At 68.0% G+C, this 7,797-nt stretch carries 6 protein-coding genes; 1 reads left to right on the top strand and 5 read right to left on the bottom strand.

Annotation, left to right across the window (positions count from 1 at the left end; translation table 11 throughout):
- Positions 1-216 precede the first annotated feature (216 nt).
- The 5 genes from ACIQE0_RS20705 to ACIQE0_RS20685 all read right to left on the bottom strand — a co-directional run bounded on the left by ACIQE0_RS20705 (position 217) and on the right by ACIQE0_RS20685 (position 6,386).
- Positions 217-1,437 (bottom strand): cytochrome P450, encoded by a 1,221-nt coding sequence (locus ACIQE0_RS20705; protein WP_402334150.1) that lies wholly within the window; start codon positions 1,435-1,437, stop codon positions 217-219.
- Positions 1,438-1,590: 153 nt separating this feature from the next.
- Positions 1,591-2,826 (bottom strand): sensor histidine kinase, encoded by a 1,236-nt coding sequence (locus tag ACIQE0_RS20700; RefSeq protein WP_402334148.1) that lies wholly within the window; start codon positions 2,824-2,826, stop codon positions 1,591-1,593.
- 83 nt (positions 2,827-2,909) lie between these two features.
- A complete protein-coding gene (gene cseB / locus ACIQE0_RS20695; protein WP_402334145.1) occupies positions 2,910-3,605 on the bottom strand; it encodes a two-component system response regulator CseB in 696 nt (231 codons plus the stop codon).
- Positions 3,606-4,591: 986 nt separating this feature from the next.
- Positions 4,592-5,071: a DinB family protein gene (locus ACIQE0_RS20690; protein ID WP_402334142.1), complete on the bottom strand. Its 480-nt coding sequence runs from the start codon at positions 5,069-5,071 to the stop codon at positions 4,592-4,594.
- Positions 5,072-5,996: 925 nt separating this feature from the next.
- Positions 5,997-6,386: a hypothetical protein gene (locus ACIQE0_RS20685; RefSeq protein WP_384097654.1), complete on the bottom strand. Its 390-nt coding sequence runs from the start codon at positions 6,384-6,386 to the stop codon at positions 5,997-5,999.
- 176 nt (positions 6,387-6,562) lie between these two features.
- Here ACIQE0_RS20685 and ACIQE0_RS20680 point away from each other — a divergent pair, with 176 nt between their 5' ends.
- Entirely contained in the window at positions 6,563-7,375 is an 813-nt protein-coding gene (locus ACIQE0_RS20680; protein WP_402334139.1) for a helix-turn-helix domain-containing protein, read from the top strand.
- Positions 7,376-7,797 lie beyond the last annotated feature (422 nt).

The raw sequence follows: 7,797 nt of genomic DNA, 5'->3' as shown, positions 1-7,797 counted from the left end.
CGCGGGGTGATGGGGCGCGAGGTGACGAGGCGCGAGGCGACGAGGCGCGAGGCGCGGGGTGATGGGGCGCGAGGCGCGGGGTGATGGGGCGCGAGGTGACGAGGCGCGAGGCGACGAGGCGCGAGGCGCGGGGTGATGGGGCGCGAGGCGCGGGGTGATGGGGCGCGAGGCGACGAGGCGCGAGGCGACGAGGCGCGAGGTGACGGGGGCGCGAGGTCACCCGGTCCATCGCACCGGCAGTCGGCGCACGCCGCGGACGAGCATGCCCGGTACGTATTCCAGGGGTTCGCAGGTGTCGAGGCGCAGATCGGGGTGGCGCTGAAGCAGGGAGCGGACCGCGGTGCCGGCTTCGAGGCGGGCCAGGGGGGCGCCCAGGCAGTAGTGGATGCCGTGGCCGAAGGAGAGGTGCCCGCGGGGGGTGCGGGTGAGGTCGAAGCGTTCGGCGTCCTCGAAGCGTGCGCCGTCCCGCCCGGCCGCGGCGAGCGATACCAGTACCGGATCGCCCTTCTCGAAGCGGGCACCGCAGAAGTCCATGGCTTCGGTGGCGAACCGGTAGGTCGAGTTCTCCGTCGGACTGTCGTAACGCAACGTCTCCTCGACCGCGTTGCCGGTCAGGGAGAAGTCGGCCCGCAGCAGGGCGAGTTGGTCGGGGTGGCGGAGCAGTGCGAGCACGGTGTTGGAGATCAGGCCGACAGTGGTCTCATGGCCGGCTGCCAGCAGCAGGAAGGCCATACCGACCACTTCTTGCGGGCTGAGCCTGTCGCCCTCCTCGTCGGTGGTGCGCAGCAGGGCACTGAGGAGGTCCTCGCCCGGCTCTGTGCGTTTTCGGTCGATGAGGTCGGTGAGATAGGCGTTGACGGCCCCTACGGCCTCAACGGTCGCCTCGGGCGAGGAGGAGGCCACGATCTCGTTCGACCACTGCCTGAACGACTGCCGGTCCAGATCCGGTACGCCCAGCAGTTCGCAGATCACCGTCATGGACAGCGGGAAGGCCAGCGCGGCGACCAGATCGGCCCGCCCACCTGGGGCCTGGTCCATGGTGTCCAGGAGCTGTGCGGTCAGGGTCTGGACCCGGGGGGCCAGGGCCTCGATCCGCCGTGCGGTGAACGCGCGGGTCACCAGGGCACGCAGGCGCGTGTGGTGGGGCGGGTCGCTCTCCACCATGTTCTCGTTGATCGGCAACGCGGCGGCCGGCCAGACCCCTTGAGAACGCCAGTCCTTGCTGAAACGGGCATCAGCAAGGATACGGCGGCCTTCCTCATGGCGGACCACCAGCCAAAAGGGCCGTTCCTGGCCGGGGATCCGGACCCGGTGCACCGGCCCTTTCGCGCGCAACCGCGCGTAGAGGGGGTAGGGGTTTTCGACGAATTGCGGGCCGTAGGCGGCGAGGTCGACCACGGTTTCTTCTCGCGCGCCATGAGCGGTCTTCGCGTTCATTGCGGCAGTCCTTCCCCAGAACGTTGTCAGTTCAGGTACGGGTGCCATCCTGTGAAGCGAATGTGTCGTTCTGAGGTAGGACAGACGTCAAGGCCGGCTCGGCTGCGCCGCCGTGGGGTGTCGGGGAGAGGTCGGTACGGGGTCGGTGGGGTGTCAGTGCGGTGTCGGCCCCACCGCAGGGCCGCGGGGCAGCCGGATGAGGGCGACGGCTCCCCCGCTGCCGGGTGCGTTGCCGAACGTCAAGGTGGCACCGACGACATGCGCCTGCCCCAGAGCGATGGTCAGCCCCAGTCCGTGCCCCGTGCCGCGTTCACGGGCGCCGGTGCGGAACCGCAAAGGGCCCTCGTCCAACAGCCCGGCAGGGAACCCCGGCCCCCTGTCGCGGACGGACACAGTGGGAACGCCGCTCTCGGCATCCAGACCCACGGTGACAGTCACCGGCGGACGGCCGTGCCGGTGAGCGTTGAGGACAAGATTGGCGACGATACGCTCCAATCTGCGGGGATCGGTCCACACCCGAATGTCCGTCGCATCGGTGGTGGGAGCCAAGAGCACCGTCGCAGGCACCGCAACATGTTCGATGACCTCTTCCAACAGCGGCACCAGCCCGCAATGCTGAAGGTCGGCGCGCTCCACACCCGCATCGAGACGAGAGATCTCCAACAGGTCCTCCACCAACGCGCACAAGGTCCGCACACGGTCCCGCACATAACGCTCCGCCTCCCCATCGGTAAGAAGTTCGGCGGCGGTGACCAGTCCCATCAAAGGGGTGCGCAGTTCGTGGGCGACGTCCGCAGTGAAGCGCTGCTCACTGCGCAGACGTGCCTGCAGCGAGGCCGCCATGGTGTCGACCGCACCGGAGATCTCGGCGATCTCGTCGAACGGACGCGGTTTCGCCGAAATACGGGCGTCCAGATCACCGGCCGCGATCCGCCGGGCAGTACTCGCCGCCGTCCGCAACCTCCGGCTCATCTGCCCGGCAACCAACCAGACCGGCGGCAACACCACGACAATCGTCAGCAGGCCGGCCCGCAAGATGGAAGCATTGAAGGCCTCCAAATCACCCAGCGTGGCACCCAACGAATGCCGCACCGACAGAATGCGCCTACCAGCCGGGCGAGCCGCCCACATCGCAGGGCCATCGGGACCCTCCGCGTAATGGGTACCCCGGCGCCCCTGACCGACCAGAGTACGCAACTGCCCGGGGACATCGGCCGCGTCGAGCGCGGCGCCGGTCCCCTCCACCAGGCCCGTGCGCGCGTAAGACACCGCGGCACGGTCGAGCGTGCCTGTGGCGATGATGCGGGACTGCTCCAACTCAAAAGCACGCGAGGCACGATCGACCAACATCTGAAGAACCAGCACGGCCACACAGGTCGCCGCGGCCACCAGCCCCGCGATACGCCAACGCAAGGACCGCGAGAGATACCACGACCAAGCCTTCGGACACGACGACGCACGCACGGGCATCGTCAGCGCCGCAACTTGTACCCGAAGCCGCGGACCGTCTCGATCCGTTCAGCACCGATCTTCGCACGCAGCCGCTTGACATGAAGATCGACCACCCGCATATCACCATCCCAAGCGTGATCCCACACCTTCTTCAACAACGTCCGACGTTCCAACACCACCCCAGGCGACTGCGCCAAAGCCAACAACAACCGCAACTCCGTAGGCGTCAACGCCACAACCTCCCCCCCACACCGCACCTCCATACCCCCAGTGTCAACAGTCAATTCCCCGAAAGTAAGAACACACGGAGCCCTCCCCCCACTCTGCTCCGGTGCAGACTCCTCCCGCACCAACTCCCCCGAAAGCGACGGAAAAGACGCCCGACGCAACAACGACCGTATCCGTGCAACGAGCACCGCACTCTCGCAAGGCTTGACAACATAATCATCCGCACCCGCTTCCAACCCAGAAATCACATCCAGATCATCACCACGAGCCGTCACCATAAGAATCGGCGCCAAACTGAACTCCCTCACCCTCCGACACAACCCAATACCGTCGAGCTGCGGAAGCATCAGATCAAGCAACAACAGATCCGGATGAACACTACGAAAAAGCTCCAGACCAGTCAGACCATCAGCCGCAGTAGAAACCGTGAAACCATAACGCTGAAGCGCGATACGGACAGTGTCACGAATCACCGCATCATCCTCCACAAACAAAAGATGCGACGCCACACACTCCCCCAAAACAGACGAAGCAGCAGCAGACACCGCGGCAGAAGCGGAAGCGGAAGCGGAGGCGGAAGCAGTGAGGGCGAAGGTCGAGGAGAGGGGCGGAGTGAGGGACGGGGCAGGGGCGGGGATGGAGGTCGGGGTCGGGGTCGGAGTGGCGATAGAGATGGAGGCAGGGGCGGGAGTGGCGGTAGGGATGAAGGCAGGGGCAGAGGCGGAGGTCGGGGCAGGGGCGGGGATGGAGGTCGGGGTGGAGGTGGGGGTGGTCATGGCACTGCCCTCGCTGTTCCGATGAAAGACGACACAACATCAACAAAAGCCGACACGGACCAAGACAAACCAAACCCCAACAGAAGAACACCACCAGCGGGCAGATGCCGCCGCCAGACGTCAACGGGAGGACGCCGAAGACATGCCCCAACCGGCCCCGACAGGGACATCCCCGACCGTGGCATCCCCGACGAGGACGCGCACGACGGTGGCATCCCCAACGGTGGCGTCCCCGACGAGGACCTGCCCGAGGGAGACGTGCCCGACGGTGGCGTGCCCGACGGGGATGGCAGGTCCACCACGGCACCTGCGTCCCGGGTCCCTGTGTCGGAGGCATATCCGACTACGACCACACTCAACACAATCACCGCGACAGCCGCGACAACCGTCATGGAAACCGCCTGCCCCAGCCCCGTTCCATACGACAGCAACCGACGGCGACCGACGCCACGCCGACACCACACCCACGCCTGCGTGCACCAAAAATGAGGAGCGCATTCGGCGGAGCCTAACCACAACCAACACCACAACCCCAACACCCATAACACAACCGACATTAGAGAAAACCACAGACATTCAGACCCAAGCACAACACCCCGACACCACAAACAGAGCACCGCAGACAGGGCACCCCGGCCTCTTCGAGAGGCGCGAAGCAGTCTCAACCCGCCGTACGGCTCGGTCTCAGGGCTCACGGCTCAGTCGGCAAGTACCTGTTCGCGCAGGATGTCAGCGTGTCCGCAGTGGTGAGCCAGCTCCCGCAGCACCTGCAAGTGCACCCAGCGAAGCGTGCGCGGTCCGGTCCGGTGGCCGGTCACGACGGTGTCCAGTGGTAGGTCTGCGATCACCGTCCGGGCCGTGGCGCAGGCGTCCCGGTGGGCTGTTGTGACCGAGGCGATGGTGTCGTCGTCGGAGAGCTGGAAGGATTCCTGCGGACTCCGTACCAGGCCGAGCTCCTGGCGGGACGTGCCGCCGACGCACTCTTCAAACCACACCCGCTGCATCCACGTGACGTGCTTGAGGAGCCCGAGCAACGTCGTCGCCGACGAGACGAGTTGGCGGCGGGCCTGTTCCTCGGTGAGAGCGTCGAGGGTCGCCTCAATGGCACGGCGATATTCCTCGATGAATGCATCGAGCTGGGTGCGTTCGTCGTCCAGCGCCACATCGAACGAACTCATCGCCGTCTCCTCTCGCGCCGCAGGCCGTGGGCCACCGCAGCTCGTGCGAGCGGCGGCCCACGGTGACGTCGGCAATCCTGATCTCACGACTCTTGCTGCACGAGTCGACGCAAGTCAATCAGTACGCGGCCCAAGGTGAACAGCGGGCGCAGGGTGAGCTGTGTGCGGTCGTAGCGCACTTCTGAGACGTTTGAGCCGCAGCAGCCAGGACACGGTGTGCTCGATGCCCAGTGGTGGTGGCGAGCCTGGTCTTGTCCTCGATCCTGCGACGCGCGAGGGGACCTTGATGCCCGGCCGGTACAGGTAGTGCCGGCAACGGAGGTAGTCGTCGCCCTTGTCGGCGTGTACCTTCACGGGCCGGTGCCGCGGTCGGCCGGGTGAGGTCGGTGACGCGGAGGGCAGGCTTGGTCGCAAGGAGCGGCTCGAACGGCTTGGAGTCATGGGTGTTGGCCGTGGGAAGCAGCACGCGTGCGGCGGTAGGCCATGGTGGTCGACGAGCAGGTGTACGTGGGACCGCGTTTGCCGCAGTCAGTGCGGTTCGGGCCGGTCAGTTCGCCCCCCTTTCGTGCGCACCGACGCTGCGTCGACGCCGGTGGCCGGTCCAGGACTCGCCGGCGTGGGCCGGCGGGCCGTCTGCCGTTCGGGAGCGGAACTCGCCCCGCCACGCCGGGAAAACCTGGGCTTGCTGCCTTCCGGTGCCCCGGCAAGTGAGGGCAACGGTTTAAGCCGCGGTGGGCTTCTACGACCCGAAGTCCTCCGCAGTGTCCCGGTAATGGCCGGCCTCGTGCGAGAGCGTTGGCAACCGTGACAGATGTGGCAGGGCAGACGTCCTTGGGCAGTCATCACGGTGGCGGAGTGCGTAAGAAGTGAGTGGGAGAGCGCAGCAAGGCACCCCAGAGGCGGAAGCCGCCGCTTGTCCGTCCGCTCAGGCGTGCTCGCGCCAGACCAGGACCGCGGCCACCACGAGCAGGACGACGGCGGCGATGTCGATGCGGGCGACCCGCATCGTGGCGCCGTTGAGCGCGGGCGTGGCGTAGGCGAACAGCCCGAACGTGCCCATGCTGACCCCGCCGGCGGTCATCGCGGGCACCCGCAGCGACGGGACGAACGCCGCACACAGCAGACCGACGCCGACCAAGGCCAGCAGCACCGCGCGGTGCCGCAGCAGCACCACCAGGTCGGGACTGTCGTCGCCGTCGACAGCGACCCCGTAGGCGGTGCTGATCCGGGACGGGGCCACCGCCACGAAGCCGGGCAGCAGGTTGATCACGCCCACGATGAACAGCAGGGCGGCGGTGAGGCGTTCGGTCGGCATGACGTCGTCACTTCCGTTCTCAGGCGCGGTGCGCAGCCAGGGCCGCCGTGCGACACGGCGGGCAGGATGGTGCGGCCCGGCGGGCAGAGCCGTGCCGTGCGGCGGGCAGGGCCCTGCGGCCCGGCGGGCGGAGGGCCCCCGACGGGCCGGGAGACCTCGGCGGCTAGCATGCCCGCATGCGACCTGCACCGCTTTCACAAACGTGCTGCGACCAGGCCGCGTTGTGGCTGTGGCCCGGCCACGCCCTCTACGTCGGGCCTGCGTTGGGGGTGGGCTTCCATTCCGGTGGGGTGAGCTGCCTGGCGGTGGGCGTCGAGGGGGACTTCACGATCGAGGTGGAGCACGGCTCCCGCCACCGGTCCCGTACGGCCTTGGTGGCGGCCCGGGTCCGACACCGCATCGTCGCCGGAGACACCCCCATGGCCTTTTGCTACCTAGACCCCGCCTCGCAGCGGGAGCGGGCCTGCCGCCGACTGATGGACGGTGGCGCCGAACTGGCCCTGGGACACGAGTGGCAGGCCGAACTGGTGCGGACGGCCGCATCGTTGACCGGCCACACGTCGCTCACGGAGGTCCCGCGGTGGCTGGACCTGACCGCCCCGGACGGACTCGACGGCAACCGCGACCCGCGCATCCTCATGGCGACCACCTGGCTGGAGGGACCGCTCGGACGGCGGGTCGCGGCCCAGGACCTGGCCGCCGAGGCCGGCCTGTCCGTCTCGGCGTTCCTGCGGCTGTTCCGTGCGGAGACGGGCACCACCTTCCGCCGCTACCGGCTCTGGGCCCGGATGCTGCGCGTGGCCGAACTGCTCCAGACCTGGCCCGACCTGAGCACCGCGGCCGTGGAGGCGGGATTCGCCAGCCCATCCCACTTCAGCAGCGCCTTCCACGCCATGTTCGGCCTGCGCCCCAGCACCCTGTTCTCCCGGCACACGACGATCAACACCATCGGCCGACCGGCGGAGGAGACCACCCGGTCCGCGGTCTAAGCCACACCCCGGGCCACCACGGGGTGCGACAAGAAAGCCACGGATACCGATTCCCGTCCCCGAGAAACGCGGCGACCACCACGGCGCTCCTGCGCACCCGGGTCTACCGGCCGGAGAACTGGGTGCGGCTGAAGAGCCACCAGGCCCTGCCGCGCTGACGGGCGGAGAACGAGACCACCGGCCTCTACGCGGTCCCCGACGACGCGGAAACCGAAGTCGGCCAGCACAAACATGCCGCTGGCGGTAGAGGGGAGACGGTCGCCCTCCGGAAGCGATGCCGACAAGCAGCTGCTCACCGGCATCACGTTGGGCAACAGGCCGGCAGAGCGGCAGAGCGGCAGAGCGGCAGAGCGGCAGAGCGGCAGAGCGGCAGAGCGGCAGAGCGGCAGAGCGGCAGAGCGGCAGAGCGGCAGAGCGGCAGA

Source organism: Streptomyces sp. NPDC093097, assembly GCF_044754325.1.
Lineage (GTDB): Bacteria > Actinomycetota > Actinomycetes > Streptomycetales > Streptomycetaceae > Streptomyces.
This window is presented reverse-complemented; position numbering and strand designations above follow the sequence as displayed.